Genomic DNA, 2,274 nt, shown 5'->3' with positions numbered 1-2,274 from the left:
GGGTCTCACGGTTCGCGAAGGCGACGTGGTCAAGGCCGGCCAGGTGATTGCGCGCATCGACGCCACCGAATACCAGTCACGCGTGCGCCAGGCCCGCGAGCAGGCCGAGTCGGCCAAGGCACAGGTCGACGTGGTGCAGCGCCAGTACGACAACAACAAAGCGCTGGTTGACCAGGGCTTCATCTCGAAGACCGCGCTCGACACCTCCCTGGCCAATCTCAATGCCGCGCAGTCCACCTACAAGGCAGCCCTGGCCGCCACCGAGGTCGCGGCCAAATCGGTGGACGACACGATCCTGAAAGCCCCCATCTCCGGCCAGGTGTCGCAGCGCCTGGCGCAACCCGGTGAACGCGTGGGCATCGACACCAAAATCGTCGAGGTGGTGGACCTGAGCCGGCTCGAGCTGGAAGCCACCTTGAGCGCCACCGACTCCATGGACGTGCGCGTGGGCCAGACCGCGCAGCTGCAGATCGAAGGCAGCCGCCAGCCCGTCACGGCCAAAGTGGTGCGCATCAATCCCACAGCGCAGGCCGGCAGCCGCAGTGTGATGGCTTACCTCAGCATCGACAACCCGGGCGCAGCAGGCGACGCCGGCGCGCCGCCCTTGCGCCAGGGGCTGTTTGCGCAGGGCACGCTGGGCACGGCCAGCGCTTCGCTGCTGTCGGTGCCGGTCAGCGCCGTGCGCACCGACAAACCCACACCTTATGTGCAGGCGGTTGAAAACGACCTGGTGGTACACAAGAGCGTCGAGCTGGGTGCGCGCGGCACCGCCGGCAAAGACAGCGTGGTAGCCGTCAAGGGCCTGGCCGACGGCGCGGTGGTGATACGCGGCGAGATCGGCCCATTGCGTGAGGGCACCAAAGTGCGCTTCACACAGCTTCCGGCTGCGGCGCAAGCGGCCAGTGCACCCGCCAAGCCGGCGCCCTGAGGACTCACGCGCATGTGGTTCACGCAGGTCAGCCTCAGGAATCCCGTGTTCGCCACCATGGTCATGCTGGCCATCGTGGTGCTGGGACTGTTCTCCTACCAGCGCATGCAGGTCGACCAGTTCCCGAACATCGACTTTCCGGTGGTCGTCATTACCGCCGAATACCCGGGCGCTTCGCCCGAAATCGTTGAAAGCGAAGTCACCAAAAAAATTGAAGAAGGCGTCAACTCGATCGCCGGCATCAACGCGCTGACCTCGCGCAGCTACGAAGGCCAGTCGGTCGTCATCATGGAGTTCCAGCTCTACGTCGACGGGCGCCGCGCTGCCGAGGACGTGCGCGAAAAGATCGCCGCCATCCGGCCCACCCTCCGAGATGAAGTGAAAGAGCCGCGCGTGCTGCGCTTCGACCCGGCAAGCCGGGCGATCTGGTCCGTTGCAGTGTTGCCCAATGCCCAAAGCGGCAATGCCATGTCGGCCGTGGAGCTCACCAACTGGGCCGACCAGGTCTTGAAAAAGCGCCTGGAGAACGTACGCGGTGCGGGCTCCGTCACGCTCGTGGGCGGCACCAAGCGCGAAATCAATGTCTACCTGAATCCGCAGGCCATGGAGTCGCTGGGCATCACGGCCGACCAGGTGGTCAATGCCGTGCGCAACGAGAACCAGGATTTGCCGGTGGGTGCCATCCGCTCGCTGCAGCAGGAGCGCGTCGTCAAGATCGATGCGCGCATGAAGCGCCCCGAAGATTTCGGAAAAATCATTGTGGCGCGCAAGGGCGCTGCGCCGGTCACGGTGGACCAGGTGGCACGCGTTGCCGACGGCGCACAGGAAATCGACAGCCTGGCGCTGTACAACGGCCAGCGCACACTGCTGCTGTCGGTGCAAAAAGCGCAGGACGAAAACACTATTGCCGTGGTCGATGGCTTGAACCAGGCCATCAAGGACATCCAGCCGCAATTGCCGCCCGGTGCGCGACTGGAGCTCATCACCGATGGCTCGCGGCCGATTCGTGTGGCCGTTGAAAACGTGCGCCGCACGCTGATTGAAGGCGCACTGCTGACGGTGCTGATTGTTTTCCTGTTCCTGAATTCGTGGCGCTCCACGGTGATCACCGGGCTCACGCTGCCGATCTCCATCATCGGCACCTTCCTGTTCATGAACCTGTTCGGCTTCACCATCAACATGATCACGCTGATGGCGCTGTCGCTGTGCGTGGGCCTGTTGATTGACGACGCCATCGTGGTGCGCGAGAACATCGTGCGCCATGTGCAGATGGGCAAGGGACCCTACCAGGCCTCGCTGGACGGCACGCAGGAGATCGGCCTGGCCGTGCTGGCCACCWCGTTTTC

Annotated in this window: 2 protein-coding genes; both read left to right on the top strand. The window is 64.3% G+C overall.

Going from position 1 to position 2,274, the window contains the following annotated elements:
* On the top strand, positions 1-928 hold a 928-nt coding region (locus AC1D1P_RS21355), incomplete at its 5' end, for an efflux RND transporter periplasmic adaptor subunit (RefSeq protein WP_477674346.1).
* Positions 929-940: 12 nt separating this feature from the next.
* The coding region (locus AC1D1P_RS21350) for an efflux RND transporter permease subunit (protein ID WP_477674345.1) at positions 941-2,274 on the top strand (1,334 nt) is incomplete at its 3' end.

Source organism: Polaromonas sp. P1_E1_2 (genome assembly GCF_056406035.1).
This window is presented reverse-complemented; position numbering and strand designations above follow the sequence as displayed.